Genomic DNA, 16,577 nt, shown 5'->3' with positions numbered 1-16,577 from the left:
GCGTAGCCGGTGCCAGCCACCGCGTTGGGTTCTTCGCGGGCTCGCCCGCTCCCACACAGGCCGCGTCGCGCTTGCGGCAGGTGTTTGCCACAAGCTATGCAGCGCCTGGCCTGGGCGTGACGCGGCCGTGGGTGGCCAAGGTATGCCTGGCCGCACGGCACACGGTAGAATGAGCGTTCCGCTACCCAAGGCCCCTTTGTCCATGCCCGCCAGTCATTCCGCTTCCGCCGCGCCGGACGCACTCGCCCAGTTCCTCGACCTGCTGAACGCTGCCCTGCAGGGCGGCACGTTAAGCAAGCTGGTGCTGGCGCGCCATGTCGGTGCCGACCAGACCCTGCAACGAATCATCGCCAAGCCGCTGCAGGTCAAGGGCCAGCCCTGCCTGTCGCTGGTCTACCGTCACCAGACCCGAGACATCACCCGCAACCTGGCCCTGGACGATGCCTTGACGCTGGTGGCCGAGTTGCTGCCGGGCAGCTTCCGTAACGCCCACCTCTTCGATGCCGACGGCGAAGTACAGCTGACCTTCAGCAAGAAGGGCAAGCCGATGCTTCAGCGCCATGGCGCACAAGCCCCGCGCGAGGCCGCGCCCGCCAGTGGCCATGACCGTGAGAAAAAACGCTACCTGGAGCTGTCGCGCCCATTCCTGCGCGATCTTGGCGTAACCGACGCGCAGGGGGCACTTATCCCGTCCATGTCGCGCAAGTGGAAGCAGATCAACAAGTTCATCGAGGTCTTCGACCACGCCCTGGCCACCGCCCCGGTGCCGGCACAGCAGGTACTGCGGGTGGCCGACTTTGGCTCGGGCAAGGGCTACCTGACCTTCGCCATGCATGATTACCTGCGCAATACGTTGGGCCGCGAAGCGCAGGTGACCGGGGTTGAACTGCGCCAGGACATGGTCGACCTGTGCAACGCCGCCGCGGTGCGGCTGCAGCATGCGGGCCTGGAGTTCCAGTGTGGTGACGTGCGCAGCGTGGTGCCCGACGCCATCGAGGTGATGATCGCCCTGCATGCCTGTGACATCGCCACCGACTATGCCATCCATACCGGCATCCGCAGCAATGCCGCGATCATCATGTGTTCGCCGTGCTGCCACAAGCAGATCCGCCCGCAACTGCACAGCCCGGGCCTGCTGCAGCCAATGCTGCAATACGGCCTGCACCTGGGCCAGCAGGCCGAAATGCTCACGGACAGCTTGCGGGCGCTGTACTTGGAGGCCTGTGGTTATGAGACCAAGGTATTCGAATTCATCTCCCTGGAGCACACCAACAAGAACAAGATGATTCTTGCGGCGAAGCGGCGCCAGCCGGGCGACAACCGTGCGCTGCTGGAGAAAATCGCCCAGCTCAAGGCGTTCTATGGGGTGCAGGAGCATTGCCTGGAGACGCTGTTGCGGTGCGACGGGCTGCTCTGAGCGGGCGCGTATCCCTACCATCCCTACAGAATTCCTTTGCCCTTGATCGGTAATGCTTGTAGGGCATTTCCTAGCCGTGCCTTTCAAGGAGTTCTCTGATCAGCGTTTCTGTAGTGTGACGTGCTCAGTAGTCAGTTAGCCGGGTTGTCATTTGACAACCCATGAGCAGTAAGTCCACACTGGAGAAAAGCTGATGGCCCGCCCCAGTCATGCCAGGAAAGAGGTCGAACTGGCCTTGAGGCACGCGGAATCAAAGGGATGGAGAGTTGCGGTAGGCGGGGGACATTGTTGGGGAAAAATGTATTGCCCTTTCAACGATGCCGACTGTCGATGCGGGGAGTATTGCATTACCAGCATATGGAGCACGCCACGTAACGCCGGTAATTTAGCGCGACAGTTGAGGCGTGTGGTTGATCACTGTTCGGCTGACAGGCTGGCAATGTGTACCCCCAAGGAGGAGTAGCGATGGAGTATGAGTTCACTCTCAGGTATCAGCTGAGCGGGAACGAAGATATCGATGCGTTGCTGGAGCGCCTGGCTCAGTACGGATGTGATGATGCATTGGCTGGTGTAGGTCAACCTGGGCGTCTGGCATTGGCATTCACTCGCCAGGCGACATCTGCCAGGCAGGCCATCGAGAGCGCATTGAGTGATGTTGCCAGAGCGGTTCCAGGCGCTCGCCTGATCGAAGCGACCCCCGATCTGGTCGGGCTCAGCGACGTGGCGGAACTCATCGGTGTATCTCGGCAGAACATGCGCAAATTGATGCTCGCCCATGCAGGTAGCTTCCCAGTACCCGTGCATGATGGCAGCACCGCTCTGTGGCACCTGGCCGATGTGTTGCCATGGCTGCAGGCGCGAGGGAGCTACCCGATCGGCAAGAGCACGTTGGAGCTTGCGCGCATGGCAATGGCCGTTAACGTGTCCAAAGCATACGAACGCGTGCTTGGCGAGCCAGACCTGGCCCCTTCAACAGGCGCCTGAGGCTGGCCTCAACCTCGGGTGGCCACGGCTTCGATAGACAGCGATGCCTGCCCCAGTGGATGGGTCGTGGCATCGAAGAAGTGCAGTGACGTGCCCGGCATGGCGCCCAGGCGATCGACGAAATGCTGCTTCTGGTTGATCACCGACGCTTCACTCAACGGCCGAATGGCGATCGCCAGGTGCTTGGGCCCGGCCATTCGAATGGCGTCGAGCAGGTGCTGGTCAGTGCTGTCCAGGTGCTGGCCGAACAGGCACAGGCCACGGTGTTCCTGGGCCAGCTGCCCCAGGCACCAGCTCAGGTAGTCCGAGTGGCGGATGGCGCGTAGTTTCTCGTCGCTGCGGTCTTCATTGACGAACAGCGGCACCTCACCGGGAATGTTCACGGCAAAACCTTCCAGCAGCTCGGCGCTCTCGGCGCTGCGTTGACGGGTGGTGCCGTCGGGTTGCTTGAGCAGGTGCAAGCCACCGTGCAGGTGCATCACCCGGGTACCCTCGATGCTGCGCCGGCGCACATCGAAGTAACCCTGCTCGTCGAACAGGTCGGCGAAGCCCTGCGGGGCATGTTGCAGGGCCCAAGGCAGCAGCAGGTCGTAGTTGCTGGTGTAGACGCTGCGATAGCCACGCAAGGCCTGATTGAGCACGGCCAGGGTTGCCGGGGGCATCAGCCGCCAGGGCAGATGCACGGTGCGCACGGCGTGGATTAGCGCTTCCTTGATCGAGTAATAGCGGTTGAGCGGCGCAGTGGAGTTGATGGCGAGCGCAGCATTGGCGCGCACGGTGGTGTTGAGCGCGCTGAGCACCGGTTCGAACAGCTCCGTGCCCAACGACTTGAACAAGGCCTGGTCGCTGATCGCCAGGCCTTTCTTGCGACCGGCGCGTTGCGCCTCCTCGAACAGCGAGAAATAGCCGAACGGCTTCCACACTGCGCGGCTGGCGCCGTTACCCAGCAGCAGGGCATCGCAGGGGTGGCGGGCGGCAAGTTCCGGCCAGGGCAGGAGAGGGGCGTCGAGTGCAGGCATGCTGGGTCCATTGGTGGTGCGGGCGCGGGGCGACTTTAGCATGTCAGGCGGGGGCAAGGGGTATCAACCCTGCCTGGCCGTCGGCACGCTGCGCTTACGGTTACGCCATACCCGGTAGGCCCGGATGCCGGCGCGCACAGAACCGAACAGCAATTTGTCCTCCATCTCGCGCGCCATGCCCGAGCGCACCAGCATGCGCAGAAAGCTGCCGCGGGCACGGGCGATGGCGAAGAAAATGCCCTGCGCGGCCAGGGTATCGCGCACTTCACGCAATGCGGCCATGCCGCTGACATCGATACTGGTCACGGCCTCGGCATCGAACAACACGGCCTTGGGCTGGGCCTCACCTTGCACCGCCTCGAGAAGGCGCATCTTGAAGTAGTCGGCATTGAAGAACAGGATTGCGTCGTCAAAACGGTAGACCACCAGGCCGGGCACCGTCCGCGCATCCTTGAACTTGCGAATGTCGACCTGGCCTTCGGTGCCCGGCAGCCAGCCGAGCACGGCGTCGGTAGGCTGGTAGATGCTGTACAGCAGGCGCAGTATCGCCAAGGTCACGGCAAACACGATGCCGGGCAACACGCCCAGCCCCAGCACCCCCACGGTGGTCATCAGGCACAGCCAGAATTCGAAACGGCTCAGGCGCCGAATGTGGCCCAATGACTTGATATCGATCAGCCCCCAGCCAGCCATCAGCAGCACCGCGCCCAGCGCGGCCTGAGGGATCCACGCCATGGGGGCGGTGAAAAACAGCAGGATCAAGGCGATCACCAGGGCGGCGACGATGCCGACCAGCTGGCTTTTGCCCCCGACCATGTCGTTGACGGCCGTGCGCGAGTCGGCACCGCTGATGGCAAAACCCTGGGAAACCCCGGCGGCCAGATTGCTCACGCCCAACGCCACGAACTCGTGGTTGGCGTTGATGGCGTAGCCATGCCGGGCAGCGAAACTGCGCGCGGTGAGCATGGCGCTGCAGAAACTGACCGTGGCGATACCCAGGGCGTCGCGCAGCAGGCTTTTCATTTCTGCCAGGTTGCTGTGTGGCCAGGCCAGTTGCGGGATGCCGGCCGGCACCGGGCCGAGGATGGCGACGCCGAAGCGGTCGAGGCCGAACAGACCCACCAGCAGCATGAACAGCGCCACCACCGTTAGCGCGGCCGGCAGGCGCGGGTAGCGGCGTGGCAGCCAGATCAGCAGGCCCAGTGCGGCCAGGCCGATGCACAACGTCAACCCGTGGATTTCGCCCAGGCGCTGGAGGAAGTTGATCAGGCTGAGGATGAAACCGTCGCCCTCGATGCTGAACCCCACCACCTTGGACAACTGCCCGGCGATCAGGCTCAGGCCGATACCGTTGAGGTAGCCGATCAGAATCGGCCGCGAGAAGAAGCTGGCGATGAACCCGGCCCGCGCCAGGCCAGCGGCAATCAGCATGACACCGACCAGCACGGTGACGATGACCGACAGCTCGGCAGTGCGTTGCGGATCGCCCAGGGCCAGCGGCGCCACGGCCCCGGCAATCATGGCGCAGGTAGCCGCGTCGGGGCCGACCATCAACTGGCGCGAGCTCCCGATCAGCGCATAGACCATCATCGGCAGCACACAGGCGTACAGGCCGTACTGCGGCGGCAGGCCCACGATCTGGGCGTAGGCGATGGCAATCGGGATCTGGATGGCTGCCACCGACAGCCCTGCCTGCAGGTCGGCGTGCAGCCATTCGCGGCGGTAGTGCAGCAGGTTGGCAAGGCCCGGTAGCCAGCGGGAGAGCAACATGCGTCGTCCTTTCGAAATGTTTCACGAAACCCTGGGCGCATTGAAACGGATCGACAGGCAATTGGCCATGCTGCTGATCATCGAAAGCAGCAGATCGAAGCGATTGGCAGAAACGAAAAAAGGAGCGAACGCTCCTTTTGACAGCGATGACGTTGCCGGAACGCCATGCGGGGGAATGCAATGTGGAGCGGGTAGAGGGAATCGAACCCTCAACTAAAGCTTGGGAAGCTTTCGTTTTACCACTAAACTATACCCGCCTTACGCCGCACTTTTTACCAGAACCCTGCGGGAAATAGAAGCCCACGTTATAAAAAAAGCGTGTCGGCGCCCCATGCCGGCGGGTATCCGCACCAAGGCGCCGAGTTGCTCAGATAGCCAGTGCATGCTGCCCCTGTTGCAGCGGCTGGTAACGTTGCCGGGCTTCACGCAGGGTTGGCTTGAGGAAGCCCAGCATGGCATTGCGGGTGTCCTCGCAGGCGGCCTTGGTCTCCATGTCCAGAAAGTGCCCTGCACCGCGGATAACCCCAAACTGGCTGCGCCCCACGTGTTTGCCGAACTGCCGTGCATCTGCGGCCGTGGTGTACTCGTCGCGTTCACCATTGATGAACAACACCGGAATATCGATAGCGCGCGCGCCCTCCAGTGCCCGTGCCAGGTCATGTTGCAGCACCTGGTTGATGTGGAAGTGCATCTGCGCGTATTCGTGGCTGTCCAGGCTGCTGACGTGCCGGTAGTTGAACCGCTTGAACAGCGACGGCAGGTACTTGCCGATGGTGTCGTTGATCAGGTTGCCCACCTGATAGCGGTCGCAGGCGGCCAGGTACTGGCAACCGCGCGCCAGGTAGTCGCGCATTGGTTCATTGATCACCGGCGAGAACGAACTCACCACGGCCTTCTTCACATACCGCGGCTGGTGCGCCAGTGCCAGTAGCGTGCTGGCACCGCCCCACGAGAACGACATCACGTGGTCGGCCTGGAAGTGATCGATCAGTTCAAGGAGGATATGCGCCTCGGTCTCCTTGCTGATCAGCCGTTCGTGGCGGTTGTGCGGTTTGGATTTGCCCGCGTAGGGCTGGTCGAACAGGACGACATTGAACTGCGGGTGCAGGTTGCGCACCGTCTGGGCGAACGAGGCTGTGGTGGCCAGCGAGCCGTTGATCAGGATGATCGTATTCTCAGCCGCATCCGCGCGATAGAACTCCGTGTAAACCCGATACTGACCTTGAATATCAAGTACAGCGATTTCTGGCCTCATGTCATCGACTCCTGGCGCAAAAAGGGTATTCGCGTCACCTGGTGGCTTGTCGCGGCAACGGGTTGTTCACTTTTGGCGGCGGCTTGGCCGAACACTCAAGCCACTGGCCCAAAGCGAGCGCATTCCCGAAACAGGACATCAGGGTGCACGTTCTTTATGACAGGTAGGCATTCGCCTGAAGAGTAACCGGGGCCCTGTGTCGATCCTTGGCACTTGCGTCGACGGTGTTGTTGTATGGCGGGCAATCTGCCGTGCCCCAAGGCATCTAGGCCCTGGGTGGCCGACAAAAAGTGTCTGGGTCTACGATCGTGACTTAGCGGTCACATGCAGACTGACGATTGGGATTCAAGCAGGGGGGCGGGGATCCTGCAAGTGCCGTTCGGGCTTAATTGTGACGTTTGGCGCTGAGCGGTCGTATGGCGAGCGCTCAGCGGTAGGTTGCGTGAGTTCGCGGGCGGGCTAGACGGTGCCTATTTCTTCCGGCGTGAGTTGCCGAAAGGCCCCGGGCGCCAACCCCGGGTCGAGCCGGATCGCCCCCATGCTCTCCCGGTGCAGCCCCACGACCTTGTTGTCGAAAAACCCGAACATGCGTTTGACCTGGTGATAGCGCCCTTCGACAATCGCCAGCCGCGCCTGGCGCGGCCCTAGAATGTCCAGCTGGGCGGGCTGGGTGGTGAGGTTCTCAAAGGCGAAGTAGAAGCCTTCACGGAACTTGGCCACATAGTGCTCGGCAATCTCGTCCTCGGTTTCCACCAGGTACTGCTTGGGCAGCTTGGTCGCTGGCTGGGTCAGGCGTCGTGACCATTGGCCATCGTTGGTCAGGATCATCAGGCCGGTGGTGTTGAAGTCCAGGCGCCCGGCGATGTGCAGGTCAGCACGCAGCGCCGCCGGCAACAGCTCGAGCACAGTGGGGTGCTGTGGGTCGTGGGTCGCGCTCACGCAGCCGGCCGGCTTGTGCAGCATCAGGTAGCGCGCCGGGCGGCCAGCCTGCAGCAACTGCTCGTCCAGTTGCACCCGGCTGAACTCCCGCACCTCGGCCAGCGGGTCGCTGATGACCTGGCCATCCAGGCGCACACGGCGCTGGGCCAGCATCAGCCGGGCTTGCTGACGGTTGCAGTGGGGCAGGTTGGCAAGGAAACGATCGAGGCGCATGGCTTGGCGTCAGCTGGAAGGGCGTGATTGGAGTTGGTCTTCAACGGCGGCGCAGCGCGGGCACAGGCAGGCTTTGTCCCGCAGCGCGGCGGGCAGTGCCTGGAGCACGCTCGGGTCGATGGTGACACCGTAGCACCAGCAGGCCTGGGTGGCGCGGCGTGGGTCGGCCAGGCTGCAGTGGTTGAGCGCGCCGCAAGCGGGGCAGTGTTGCTGATCAGTCATGGGGTTTCGCTACAGACACGGTTGCGGCCAGCCTGTTTGGCACGATAAAGGGCACGGTCGGCGCGGGTCAGCAGGGTGTGCAGGGTATCCCCCGGTCGCAGGCTGCTCAGGCCGATGCTGGTGGTCAGGCGCAGTGGCTGGTCGTCGTAGCTGAAGGTCAGCTGTTCGGTGCGCTGGCGGATCTTTTCCGCCACCTCGATGACGTGCCGACCCTCGGCTTCACGCAGCAGCACGATGAATTCCTCGCCACCCCAGCGGCACAGTATATCCGACTGGCGCAGGCTGCTTTGCAGCACATTGGCGAACTGGCGCAGCACTTCGTCGCCTGCCAGGTGGCCATGGGTATCGTTCAACGCCTTGAAGTGGTCCAGGTCGAACAGCAATGCCACCAGCGGGCCATTGTCGCGCTGGGCTTCGCGCAGGGCCTGGGCAGCCAGCAGGTCGAAGCTGCGCCGGTTGAGCAGGCCGGTGAGGCTGTCGAGGGTCGCCATGGCCTCTGTGCTGGCCTGATGGCGGCGGACCATGGCGTGTACCAGTGCCAGTACCACCAGGGTGATCATGGCGCAGATTGCCAGGTTCAGGTACAGCGAGTGACGGATGCGATCGAGCGCGCCGGTTTCCCGTTTGTCCACCAGCAGGTACCAGTCCAGTTCAGGCAACTGGCGCACGTTGAGGAAGTGGCTGTGCTGGTCGCTGTCACGGTACTCGTGGCTGCCTTCGCTGGGTACCCGCCGTTCGGCCAGCAGGTTTTGCAGCTCGGGGTTGGCACTGAGCTGCTGGCCCACCTGTAGGCCATGCGGGCCGCCTGCCGAGCCGGTCAGCAGCACCTTGCCCTTGGCGTCGGTGAATAGCACCGCGCGCTGGTAGCGTTGTTGGTAGCGGTCGATCAGCTTGACCACCGACGATACGCTCAGGCCGACACCGGCGGCGCCGATGAAGCGTTGCTGATAGTCATGCACCTGATAGTTGATGAATACGGTCAGGCTGTCATGGTTGGCCATGTCGAAGTCGACGTTGATCTCATAAGGTGCCTTGAGGTCACGCAGGCGGAAGTACCAGGCGTCGCGCCAGGCACCAGGGTCGACATGCTTGAGCACCCCCTTGGCCTGGTAGTAGGTCAGGGTGCGGTCGGATACGAAAAATGAGGTGAAGGTGTCCTGCTTGCCCATGATCTCGCCCAGGTAGCGGGTCATGCGTGCAGTGTCCTGCTCGCCGGACAGCACCCAGTCGCGCAGAAACGTGTCCTGGGCCATCATCGAGGCGATCAGTACCGGGCGAATCAGGTCTTTCTGGATTTCCGAGTAGACCGTGTCGGAGGTCAGCGGCAACTCGGTATTGATGATGCCGTCACGGATAGCGCTGCGCGAAGCGAAGTAACTGAGCAGCGAGGTGGCGAGAAAGCCGCAGGCCAGCAGCAACAGGAGGGTGAAGATCAGCGAACGCTGCGAAAACAGGGTGGAACGTAAAGGCATGATCTTCCCATGATGTGTGCCGAGCCGCCCATTCTAGTGAGGTGGCCCTGAAATGACTGCAAGTTTTTCGGTGCCCGGGCAGCTGTATCAAATTATTGCAGGAATGGCACTGCACCTTGTTACCGGTGTCTTATTCAATGTCGGTGAACACATTTCGCATCGACGCCCGACAGCGCCGCTGTGCGGGCACTCCAGCGGTCCAGGAGGCCGCCATGTCCTATCGAATCCTGTTGATCGCCCTGCTGGGGTCGATGACTTCCGCCTGCGCGCCTTACTACGAGAGTGGCAGCTACTACCGCTCCGACTATTACACCAGCGACCGCTATGCAGCGCCCGGGTACTATCGTTATGACCGTTACTACGTGGCGCCGCAGCCACGCTACTACTACCAGCCGGCACCACGCTACTACTACCAGCCCGCCCCGCGTTACCGCTATCAGCCCGCACCCAACTACCGGCCGCAGCCACGCCCGCCGGTGACCCAGTGGCACGGAAACCCGCGCCATGACTATGGCAACCGCCAGCGTGATGACTACCGGGGTGACCGGGACCGGCACGACTACCGCGATGGCAGCCAGCGCTACCCGCGGGGCGGCTGGCAATCCAATGGGCCAGGCAATGGCGGTGGGCCAGGTGATGGGCCGCGCGGGCAGGGGCAATGGCAGCGCTAGGCAGCCACTGCACTAACCCAGGTCCGCCAGCGGGTGACTGCCCTCCCACACCTTGGCGAAGTGCGCCTCAACCACCGCTGCCGGCACCTGCGCCACATCCGGCCAGTGCCAGCGCGGCTGGTTGTCCTTGTCCAGCAGGCGGGCGCGTACCCCTTCACTGAACTCCGGGTGGCGGCAGCAGTTCAGGCTCATGCAGTACTCCATCTGCAACACTTGCGCCAGTGACAGGTGTCGCGCCCGGCGAATCTGCTCCCAAACCAGATGGGCGGTCAGCGGGCAGCCTTGCTGCAGTCGTTGGCCGGCGTCGGCCAGCAATGGTTCGTCATGGTGCTTCAGGTTTTCCAGCGCGCGCCATGCGGCAGCCGCATCGGCAACATCGAGCAACGCGTCGATCACTGCCCGGCGCGGCAACCATTGAGCGGCCGGTAATTCGGCACACACGCGGTGCTGTTCGGCCTTGAGCAGGCTGTTGAGCTGCAACGCGGTGTGTTCCTGCCAGTTCAGTTGCAGCAGCTCATCGACCAGGGTTTCTTGCTGGTGCTCACCCAGGAAGCGGTCGGCCAAACCCAGGTCCAGGGCATCGCGGGCGTTGAGCGGGGCGCCGGTCAGGCCAAGGAACAGCCCCAGTTTGCCTGGCAGCCGGGCCAGGAACCAGCTGGCGCCCACGTCCGGGTACAAGCCGATGCTGACCTCTGGCATGGCCAAACGGCTGCTGGGTGTGACAATGCGCACGTTGGCGCCTTGCAGTAACCCCATGCCGCCGCCCAGAACATGGCCATGCCCCCAGCACAGCAACGGTTTGGGGTAGGTGTGCAGGCTGTAGTCCAGGCGGTATTCGGCGGCGAAGAAGGTGGCGGCCAGCGCTGGCACGCTGCCAGGTTGATCGCGGCAAGCCTGGGCCAGCGCGCGCACATCACCCCCCGCGCAGAATGCCTTGGCGCCGCTGCCACGCAACAGCACGCAGACCACCCCGGGGTCGCGCGCCCACGCCTGCAGCTGGTCGCCCAGCGCCTCGATCATCGGCAGGGTCAGGGCATTGAGCGCCATGGGCGCATCGAGGGTGGCGATGCCCATGCGGGCGCCATCGGCGCCGGTAAGCACCTCGCAATGAATGGTCATGGACTACCTCGCGCAAGTCATGGCCCAAGTATGGCTTGCCTGGCCAATCATGCCGGTCGTCGGTCGGATCGTTTGACAAGCGGGTAGGGCTTACCTAGTGTCGCGCCATTGTTTATGGAAGGCCCCATGACTGACGACGACCGTATCAAACTCGAACCCAGCTGGAAGGCCGCGTTGCGCGGTGAGTTCGACCAGCCCTACATGCATCAGCTGCGCGAGTTCCTGCGTAGCGAGTACGCTGCCGGCAAGCAGATCTACCCGCCAGGGCCGCTGATCTTCAACGCGCTCAACTCGACACCGCTGCAACAGGTGAAAGTGGTGATCCTCGGCCAGGACCCTTACCACGGGCCTGGCCAGGCGCACGGCTTGTGCTTCTCGGTGCAACCCGGGGTGGCCACGCCGCCGTCGCTGGTCAATATCTACAAAGAGTTGCAGCGGGACCTGAACATCCCGATCGCCAGCCACGGCTACCTGCAAAGCTGGGCCGAGCAAGGCGTGCTGCTGCTCAACACCACCATGACGGTCGAGCGCGCGAATGCGGCCTCGCATGCCAAGAAAGGCTGGGAGCACTTTACCGACCGGATCATCCAGGTCGTCAGCGAGCAGTGCCCGCACGTGGTGTTCCTGCTGTGGGGCGCCCATGCGCAGAGCAAGCAGAAGCTGATCGATGGCACCAAGCACCTGGTGCTGAAGTCGGTGCACCCGTCACCGTTGTCGGCTTACCGCGGCTTTCTCGGCTGCGGGCACTTCAGCCGCACCAACAGCTTCCTCGAGCAGCGCGGGTTGGCGCCGATCAACTGGGCGTTGCCGCCGTTGTAGTCATGTGGACTGGCGCAGCGCCTGGCCAGCGGGTTCGCCGCTCGCCGGGCGCCGCGTTCATCGAGGCCTGGCGTTCCACGCGCGGAACAACGGCTCGGCCAGGAACAGCACCAGCAGCAGCCGCATCACCTGCAGTGCCGTCACCAGCGGCACCGACAGCTGCAGTGTCTCTGCGGTCAAGCTCATTTCGGCAATCCCGCCTGGCATCATGCCCAGTGTCAGCGAGCGCAAGTCCAGTGCCGTCAGGACGCTCAGTGCCCAGGCAGCCAGGGCGGCAATGGCCATGCACAATGCCGTGGCCAGCAGGGTGCGGGCGAGAAACGATGGGGCGCGGCGGAAGAATTCGCGGTTGAAGTGGCAGGCCAGGGCGCTGCCAATCAACCATTGGCCGATCTGGCTGGCGCCGTTGGGCAGGGCGATCTGCAGGTTGGTGGCCAGGCTCACCGAGGCCGCCACCAGCAGTGGCCCGAACAGCCATGGGTTGGGCTGGCGCAAGCGCTGCCACAGCAGGGCCACGGCAATGCCCAGCGGGGCAATCAGGGCCAACCAGCTCCAACTTACGCTGCCTGCGTGGTTGAGCGCGACGCCGTCGCCCAGCAGGTACTTGAATACTGCCGGTACGCACAACACCACAGCCAGCACCCGCAGGCTCTGCGCGGCCGCCACCTGGCTGAGCACCGCGCCGTTGCGCGCGCCAAGGTTGACCATCTCTCCCGAACCGCCGGGCATGCTGGCGAAGAACGCAGTGGCGCGGTCCTCGCCGCTGCGCCTGAGCAGCCACACGCTGATCACGCTGGTCACGGTAGTGAACACCGCGCTGAAGAAAATCAGGACGAAGTGGCTGGCGACCTGCTCAATCACCGCCGGGGTGAAGTGCAGGCCAATGCCGATGCCGATGACCCACTGCCCGCATTTGCGGCCATTGGGTATTTCCGGCAATTGCCAGGGCGTCAGGCAGCGCACCAGGATGATCGCCAGCAGCGAGCCGATCATCCACGGCAAAGGCCAGCCGACCTTGCTGGCGGCAAAACCCCCAGCAAGGCCGACCAGCCCGGTTGCAACGTACAGCGGCAGTGACCGGTCAGGCATCGGCCATGGCCCGACGCTGCTGCGCACGTTTGCGCCAGATGCGCAGCAGCGGCAGGGTCAGCATGCACAGGGTCAGCACCCATACCGACAGGCTGATGGGGCTTGACCAGAGGATGCCCAGTTCACCGTTGGAAATCGACAGCGCGCGGCGCAGGTTCTGTTCCATCAGGCCGCCGAGGATGAAGCCCAGCAGGATCGGCGACAGCGGGAAGTCCAGCTTGCGCAGGATGTAGCCCATGATACCGATGCCGACCATCAGGAACAGGTCGAAGGTGGTGGCATGCACGGCGTACACGCCAATTGCGGTGATGATGGCGATCACCGGCACCAGCGCCCAGTTTGGTACGGCCAGGATGCGGGTGAAGATGCGGATCATCGGGATGTTGAGGATCACCAGCATGATGTTGGCGATGAACAGCGAGGCGATCAGGCCCCAGACGATGTCTGGCTGCTGCTCGAACAGCAGGGGGCCTGGGGTGATGTTGTACAGGGTCAGTGCACCGATCATCACCGCGGTGGTACCGGAGCCCGGTACGCCCAGCGTCAGCATGGGCACCAGGGCGCCACAGCAGGAAGCACCAATGGCGGTTTCGGGTGCCGCCAGGCCACGGGCGTCGCCCTTGCCGAACTTGCCGCTGGTGCCGGCGAGGCGTTTTTCGGTCATGTAGGCCACGGCGCTGGCCAGTGTGGCGCCAGCGCCCGGCAGCACGCCCATGATGAAACCGAGCAGGCCGCAGCGGATATTCACCACGAACACCGAAGCCGCCTCCTTGAAGTTGAACAGCATGCGCCCGGTGGCCTTGACCGCCTGGTGGCCATGGTGGGTCTTTTCCAGCAGCAGGAGGATTTCGCTGATCGAGAACAGGCCCAGTACCAACACCACGAACTGGATACCATCGGCCAGGTGCACGCTGTCGCCGGTGAAGCGGTAGACGCCGCTGTTGGCGTCGATACCGACCGCCGACAGGAACAGCCCGATCAATGCGGCAATGAAGGTTTTCAGCGGTTTGTCACCGGCCATGCCGCCCAGGCATACGATGGCGAACACCATCAGCACGAAGTACTCGGCCGGGCCGAAGGCAATCGCCCACTTGGCCAGCAGGGGGGCGAACAGCACCATGCCGCAGGTGGCGATGAGCGCACCGATGAACGAACTCCAGGCCGACAGCGACAGGGCAACGCCAGCCAGGCCCTGGCGGGCCATCGGGTAACCGTCGAGGGTGGTCATCACGGTCGAAGCCTCGCCCGGGATGTTCAGCAGAATCGAGCTGATACGCCCGCCGTATTCGCAGCCCAGGTACACCGCTGCCAGCAGGATCAGCGCCGATTCTGGCGGCAGGCCGAGGGCGAAGGCAATCGGGATCAGCAGGGCCACGCCGTTGATCGGGCCCAGGCCCGGCAGCAGGCCGACCACCGTGCCGATCAAGGTGCCGGACAGGGCGGTGACCAGGTTATAGGGGGACAGGGCAACGCCGAAGCCCTGGCCCAGATAGCTCAAGGTATCCATGTGTCAGTTCTCCAGTACGCTCAGCAGGCCAAGGGGCAGTGGCACGTCCATCACGCGGTCGAACAGCCAGTAGAGGAACAGGCTCATGCCCACCACCACGATGGCGCTGTGCAGCCAGCGGCCGCCGTACAGGCGCGCCATGGGCAGGCCTACCAGGATGGCACTGAGAATGAAGCCCAGGGGTTCGAAGGTGGCGGCGAAAACCAGCAGCAGGCCGACGCACGCGGCGATCTTGATCAGGGTTGCGCGGTCCAGTTCTGGTTCGTCGTCCTTGCGCACGATCGGGGTCGGGCGGATAGCCAGGTACAGCAGGCCCAGGCCCATCAGGCCGAGCATCAGCAGTGGGTAGGCACGCGGGCCCACCGGCTCGTAGGAAAACGCCGCCTGGTAGGGCCAGGCCATTACGGCAAGCACGGCGCACACCGCCAGCAAGACCAGGGCGAAGATGCGTTGCAGGATCATGAAAAAATCCTCGTTGGGATCGCTTGTAGGAGCGGCCTTGCGTCGCGATCGGCCGCGAAGCGGCCGCAAAACCAGCCACTGCGATCTGTCTGCAGCATCGCAAGGCATTTCCAGGGGCCGCTTAGCGGCCGATCGCGACGCAAGGCCGCTCCTACTCAGGGAGGGTGGTGGATCCGGCAGGCTTACTGGATCAGGCCAAATTCCTTGGCCAGCGTCTTGTAGTCAGCCACTTGCTTCTTCACATAGCCGTCCAGTTCTTCGCCGGTCATGGCGAACGGGAACAGCTCGCGCTGGTCACGCAGTTTGGCGAAGTCTTCCGAAGCCAGCATCTTGTCGAACGACTGCTTCCACCAGGCGTAATCCTCGTCGCTGACCTTTGGCCCCAGGTAGAAACCGCGCACCACCGGCCAGACGATGTCATAACCCTGCTCCTTGGCAGTCGGGATGTCTTTCATCTCCGGCTCGTCCAGGCGGTTTTCCGAGAACACCGCGAGGATGCGCATGTTGCCGCTCTGAATGTGCGGCATGGAGTCTGAAATATCGGTCGAGCCCACCTGGATGTGGCCGCCCAGCAGGGCCGTGGCAATTTCGCCGCCGCCTTCCAGGGCCACGTAACGCAGGTCGCGCGGGTTGATCCCGGCGGCCTTGGCGATTAGGGCGGTCTGCATCCAGTCCTGGCTGCCGACGGTGCCGCCAGAGCCGATCACCACTTTGCTCGGGTCTTTTTTCAGTGCTGCGACTAGGTCGTCGAGGGTCTTGTAGGGCGAGTCGCTCTTCACCGCGATGGCGCCGTAGCTGGTGCCGACCGCGGCCAGCCATTTCACGGCGTTTTCGTCGAAGCGGCCGAACTTGCCCTGGGCCAGGTTCAGCAACGAACCGCTGGACCAGGCCACCAGTGTGCCGGCGTCAGCCGGGCGTTGGGCGACCACGGCGTTGTACGCCACCGCGCCGACACCGCCGGGCATGTAGGTGACGCGCATGGGTTTGCTGAGGATCTTTTCCTGCACCAGGGCGCTTTGCACCAGCTTGCAGGTCAGGTCGAAACCGCCGCCCGGCGAGGCGGGGGCGATACATTCGGGGCGTTTCGGTTCGGCAGCGAGGGCGTTGCCGGCCAACAGCAGGCAGCCGGTAGCGAGGACGAGGCGGCGCAGTGAAAAGGTCATCGTCGATCTCCGTGAATGTTGTTGTTATCGGGTTAGGCTAGCGGCTTACCACAGCGCCACGCTGTAGCTCACCAGCAGCCGCACTTCGTCGGCATCGCGGGCGAGGTTGGAGCGGAATGTGGCGTTGCGCAAACGCACGGCCACGTTCTTCAACGGGCCGCTTTGTACGACGTACTTCATTTCGGTGTCGCGTTCCCACTCTTTGCCTTCGCCACCGGCGGCGCGGCTGACATTGTCGCCGCTGATGTAGCGGGTCATGAAGGTCAGGCCGGGCACGCCCAGGGCGGCGAAGTTGTAGTCGTAGCGCGCCTGCCAGGAACGCTCGTCCTTGCCTGCGAAGTCGTTGATCTGCACGAAGTTGACCAGGTAGGGGTCGGCGCCATCCACATAAGGGAACGCGCTGTCGCCCGACAGCTGCTGCCAGGCGGCGCTGACCTTGTGCCCGCCCAGGCTGTA

General features: G+C 63.6%; 18 protein-coding genes and 1 tRNA gene. 6 read left to right on the top strand and 13 right to left on the bottom strand.

Annotated elements, in window-relative coordinates:
- Positions 1-202: 202 nt before the first annotated feature.
- The 3 genes from APH30_RS08120 (at position 203) to APH30_RS08115 (ending at position 2,401) form a co-directional block, all read left to right on the top strand.
- Positions 203-1,417, top strand: a complete 1,215-nt coding sequence (locus APH30_RS08120; protein ID WP_054912185.1) for an SAM-dependent methyltransferase — start codon at positions 203-205, stop codon at positions 1,415-1,417.
- Between the two features lie 193 nt (positions 1,418-1,610).
- Positions 1,611-1,880: a hypothetical protein gene (locus APH30_RS29460; RefSeq protein WP_082416127.1), complete on the top strand. Its 270-nt coding sequence runs from the start codon at positions 1,611-1,613 to the stop codon at positions 1,878-1,880.
- Positions 1,881-1,882: 2 nt separating this feature from the next.
- Positions 1,883-2,401: an AlpA family transcriptional regulator gene (locus tag APH30_RS08115; RefSeq protein ID WP_054912184.1), complete on the top strand. Its 519-nt coding sequence runs from the start codon at positions 1,883-1,885 to the stop codon at positions 2,399-2,401.
- An 8-nt stretch (positions 2,402-2,409) separates the two neighbouring features.
- Here the strand turns inward: APH30_RS08115 and APH30_RS08110 are convergent, their stop codons facing one another.
- Both APH30_RS08110 and APH30_RS08105 read right to left on the bottom strand, forming a co-directional pair.
- Positions 2,410-3,420, bottom strand: coding sequence for a DUF4917 family protein (locus APH30_RS08110; protein ID WP_054912183.1), 1,011 nt, complete (start codon positions 3,418-3,420; stop codon positions 2,410-2,412).
- A 63-nt stretch (positions 3,421-3,483) separates the two neighbouring features.
- Positions 3,484-5,190, bottom strand: a complete 1,707-nt coding sequence (locus tag APH30_RS08105) for a SulP family inorganic anion transporter (RefSeq protein ID WP_054912182.1) — start codon at positions 5,188-5,190, stop codon at positions 3,484-3,486.
- On the opposite strand from APH30_RS08105, the gene APH30_RS27655 reads away from it, so the two are divergent.
- On the top strand, positions 5,189-5,407 hold the full coding sequence (locus tag APH30_RS27655; protein WP_082416126.1) for a hypothetical protein: 219 nt from the start codon (positions 5,189-5,191) through the stop codon (positions 5,405-5,407). The genes APH30_RS08105 and APH30_RS27655 overlap by 2 nt on opposite strands.
- On the opposite strand, the gene APH30_RS08100 is transcribed toward APH30_RS27655, so the two are convergent.
- From APH30_RS08100 to APH30_RS08080, 5 genes are all read right to left on the bottom strand, one after another.
- Positions 5,374-5,447 (bottom strand) — tRNA-Gly (locus APH30_RS08100). The genes APH30_RS27655 and APH30_RS08100 overlap by 34 nt on opposite strands.
- Positions 5,448-5,557: 110 nt before the next feature.
- Complete coding sequence (locus APH30_RS08095) at positions 5,558-6,445, bottom strand: alpha/beta fold hydrolase (RefSeq protein WP_054905104.1); 888 nt, start codon at positions 6,443-6,445, stop codon at positions 5,558-5,560.
- A 459-nt stretch (positions 6,446-6,904) separates the two neighbouring features.
- Positions 6,905-7,597, bottom strand: coding sequence for a pseudouridine synthase (locus APH30_RS08090; RefSeq protein WP_009683071.1), 693 nt, complete (start codon positions 7,595-7,597; stop codon positions 6,905-6,907).
- 9 nt (positions 7,598-7,606) lie between these two features.
- Complete coding sequence (locus APH30_RS08085) at positions 7,607-7,819, bottom strand: cysteine-rich CWC family protein (protein WP_009683070.1); 213 nt, start codon at positions 7,817-7,819, stop codon at positions 7,607-7,609.
- Entirely contained in the window at positions 7,816-9,291 is a 1,476-nt protein-coding gene (locus APH30_RS08080) for a sensor domain-containing diguanylate cyclase (protein WP_054912181.1), read from the bottom strand. The genes APH30_RS08085 and APH30_RS08080 overlap by 4 nt, the downstream gene beginning before the upstream one ends.
- Positions 9,292-9,503: 212 nt before the next feature.
- Between APH30_RS08080 and APH30_RS08075 the strand changes: the two genes are divergently transcribed.
- On the top strand, positions 9,504-9,962 hold the full coding sequence (locus APH30_RS08075) for a hypothetical protein (RefSeq protein ID WP_029886127.1): 459 nt from the start codon (positions 9,504-9,506) through the stop codon (positions 9,960-9,962).
- A 12-nt stretch (positions 9,963-9,974) separates the two neighbouring features.
- Here the strand turns inward: APH30_RS08075 and APH30_RS08070 are convergent, their stop codons facing one another.
- On the bottom strand, positions 9,975-11,081 hold the full coding sequence (locus tag APH30_RS08070; protein ID WP_054912180.1) for an enoyl-CoA hydratase/isomerase family protein: 1,107 nt from the start codon (positions 11,079-11,081) through the stop codon (positions 9,975-9,977).
- Between the two features lie 126 nt (positions 11,082-11,207).
- Between APH30_RS08070 and ung the strand changes: the two genes are divergently transcribed.
- Complete coding sequence (gene ung / locus APH30_RS08065) at positions 11,208-11,900, top strand: uracil-DNA glycosylase (RefSeq protein WP_009683066.1); 693 nt, start codon at positions 11,208-11,210, stop codon at positions 11,898-11,900.
- A 57-nt stretch (positions 11,901-11,957) separates the two neighbouring features.
- On the opposite strand, the gene APH30_RS08060 is transcribed toward ung, so the two are convergent.
- The 5 genes from APH30_RS08060 to APH30_RS08040 all read right to left on the bottom strand — a co-directional run.
- Positions 11,958-12,989, bottom strand: a complete 1,032-nt coding sequence (locus APH30_RS08060; RefSeq protein WP_054912200.1) for an AbrB family transcriptional regulator — start codon at positions 12,987-12,989, stop codon at positions 11,958-11,960.
- Positions 12,982-14,496, bottom strand: a complete 1,515-nt coding sequence (locus APH30_RS08055; RefSeq protein ID WP_009683064.1) for a tripartite tricarboxylate transporter permease — start codon at positions 14,494-14,496, stop codon at positions 12,982-12,984. Before APH30_RS08055 ends, APH30_RS08060 begins: the two co-directional genes overlap by 8 nt.
- 3 nt (positions 14,497-14,499) lie before the next feature.
- Positions 14,500-14,958, bottom strand: coding sequence for a tripartite tricarboxylate transporter TctB family protein (locus APH30_RS08050; protein ID WP_054912179.1), 459 nt, complete (start codon positions 14,956-14,958; stop codon positions 14,500-14,502).
- A 182-nt stretch (positions 14,959-15,140) separates the two neighbouring features.
- Complete coding sequence (locus APH30_RS08045; RefSeq protein WP_054912178.1) at positions 15,141-16,121, bottom strand: tripartite tricarboxylate transporter substrate binding protein; 981 nt, start codon at positions 16,119-16,121, stop codon at positions 15,141-15,143.
- Positions 16,122-16,166: 45 nt separating this feature from the next.
- Positions 16,167-16,577: OprD family outer membrane porin (locus APH30_RS08040; protein ID WP_156326393.1), on the bottom strand; the 411-nt coding region annotated here is incomplete at its 5' end.

The organism is Pseudomonas sp. NBRC 111127 (assembly GCF_001320345.1).
GTDB lineage: Bacteria > Pseudomonadota > Gammaproteobacteria > Pseudomonadales > Pseudomonadaceae > Aquipseudomonas > Aquipseudomonas juntendi.
Note: the sequence above shows the minus strand (reverse complement) of the source record. Positions and strands in the feature narration are given on the sequence as shown.

Coding starts and splice junctions, on each gene's coding strand:
- APH30_RS08120 (WP_054912185.1), top strand. CDS start 203: ATGCCCGCCAGTCATTCCGCTTCCGCCGCGCCGGACGCACTCGCCCAG.
- APH30_RS29460 (WP_082416127.1), top strand. CDS start 1,611: ATGGCCCGCCCCAGTCATGCCAGGAAAGAGGTCGAACTGGCCTTGAGG.
- APH30_RS08115 (WP_054912184.1), top strand. CDS start 1,883: ATGGAGTATGAGTTCACTCTCAGGTATCAGCTGAGCGGGAACGAAGAT.
- APH30_RS08110 (WP_054912183.1), bottom strand. CDS start 3,420: ATGCCTGCACTCGACGCCCCTCTCCTGCCCTGGCCGGAACTTGCCGCC.
- APH30_RS27655 (WP_082416126.1), top strand. CDS start 5,189: ATGCGTCGTCCTTTCGAAATGTTTCACGAAACCCTGGGCGCATTGAAA.
- APH30_RS08105 (WP_054912182.1), bottom strand. CDS start 5,190: ATGTTGCTCTCCCGCTGGCTACCGGGCCTTGCCAACCTGCTGCACTAC.
- APH30_RS08095 (WP_054905104.1), bottom strand. CDS start 6,445: ATGAGGCCAGAAATCGCTGTACTTGATATTCAAGGTCAGTATCGGGTT.
- APH30_RS08090 (WP_009683071.1), bottom strand. CDS start 7,597: ATGCGCCTCGATCGTTTCCTTGCCAACCTGCCCCACTGCAACCGTCAG.
- APH30_RS08085 (WP_009683070.1), bottom strand. CDS start 7,819: ATGACTGATCAGCAACACTGCCCCGCTTGCGGCGCGCTCAACCACTGC.
- APH30_RS08080 (WP_054912181.1), bottom strand. CDS start 9,291: ATGCCTTTACGTTCCACCCTGTTTTCGCAGCGTTCGCTGATCTTCACC.
- APH30_RS08075 (WP_029886127.1), top strand. CDS start 9,504: ATGTCCTATCGAATCCTGTTGATCGCCCTGCTGGGGTCGATGACTTCC.
- APH30_RS08070 (WP_054912180.1), bottom strand. CDS start 11,081: ATGACCATTCATTGCGAGGTGCTTACCGGCGCCGATGGCGCCCGCATG.
- ung (WP_009683066.1), top strand. CDS start 11,208: ATGACTGACGACGACCGTATCAAACTCGAACCCAGCTGGAAGGCCGCG.
- APH30_RS08060 (WP_054912200.1), bottom strand. CDS start 12,989: ATGCCTGACCGGTCACTGCCGCTGTACGTTGCAACCGGGCTGGTCGGC.
- APH30_RS08055 (WP_009683064.1), bottom strand. CDS start 14,496: ATGGATACCTTGAGCTATCTGGGCCAGGGCTTCGGCGTTGCCCTGTCC.
- APH30_RS08050 (WP_054912179.1), bottom strand. CDS start 14,958: ATGATCCTGCAACGCATCTTCGCCCTGGTCTTGCTGGCGGTGTGCGCC.
- APH30_RS08045 (WP_054912178.1), bottom strand. CDS start 16,121: ATGACCTTTTCACTGCGCCGCCTCGTCCTCGCTACCGGCTGCCTGCTG.